Source organism: Roseicyclus sp. (assembly GCF_052168335.1).
In the GTDB taxonomy this organism is placed as follows: domain Bacteria; phylum Pseudomonadota; class Alphaproteobacteria; order Rhodobacterales; family Rhodobacteraceae; genus Roseibacterium.
Genome location: NZ_JBQLZP010000015.1, coordinates 1 through 1031, shown reverse-complemented (window position 1 = coordinate 1031; position 1031 = coordinate 1). Strand labels below are relative to the sequence as shown.

General features: G+C 76.3%; 1 protein-coding gene. It reads left to right on the top strand.

The genetic code is table 11. From position 1 onward, the window contains the following. Nucleotides 1–928: hypothetical protein (locus ACTS11_RS00575; RefSeq protein ID WP_442638412.1), on the top strand; the 928-nt coding region annotated here is incomplete at its 5' end. Nucleotides 929–1031 lie beyond the last annotated feature (103 nt).

Below are 1031 nucleotides of genomic sequence, written 5' to 3'. Positions count from 1 at the left end.
CACGCGGATGGCGCTGCGCGAGACGCTCGCGGACCTCGACAGGCAGCTCTCGGCCGAGCGGATCGTCGACCGCGCCTCCGACCTCCTGCGCAGCGGGGGCGGGCGCGCCGCCGACACGCTGCGCCACCACCCGCTCGCCGCCGGCATGATCGCGGGCGGCCTCGCGCTGCTCGCCGCGGGCGGCGGCCGCGGGCGCGCCACGGAGCGGGAACGCGCTTCCGGCCTGGGGCCCGCCCACGCCGACTACGACCCGCGCATCCGGCCCACCTCGCCCGGCCTGGCCGGCGACGGGGGACCGCCCATGGCGGAGTTCGACCAGAGGATGGCCGCCGCCGAAGGCGCGGCCGCCCGCAACAGACGCAAAGGAGACACGGAGATGAGCGATCCAGCGATCCACCCGCACGACACCGGCGGCACCGCCGCCCGGCGCGACATGCGCAGCCGCATGCGCCACTCGGCGCGCACGCTGCGCGACAGCATCGGCCACGGGCTCGACGGCCTGCCCGAGGCGGCCAAACGGCGCGTCGTCGCGGCCCGTCTCGCGGCCGCCGACGCGCAGGCCTCGGTCGAGCGGCAGGTGCGCCACACGACGGACCTGGCGCAGAGGAACGCGCGCGAGCATCCGCTCGTGCTCGGCATGGTGGCCATGGGCCTCGGCGCGGCCATCGGCGCGGCGCTGCCGCGCACCTCGGCCGAGAACCACGCCCTCGGCACGCACCGCGACCGGCTTTTCGACGAGGCCGACCGGATCTTCCGCGAGGAGATGGGCAAGGTCCGCAAGGTCGCCGAGGCCGCCGTGGAGGAAGGCCGCTCGGCGGTGAAGGACACGCTCGAGAGCGGGCCGCCCACCGAGGACGATCCCGCCCGCCGGGTCGCCGACGCGGCGAAGTCCGAGGCCGAGCGGCAGAAGGTTGGCAGCATGCGTTGATCCGTCCCCTTCGACGGATGCTGTCGCGCGCCCCCGGCCTGTCCCCTCGGCCGGGGGCGATCCCGTTTCGGGAGAGGGCGGAATTGCCGGCAATTCCGCCCCG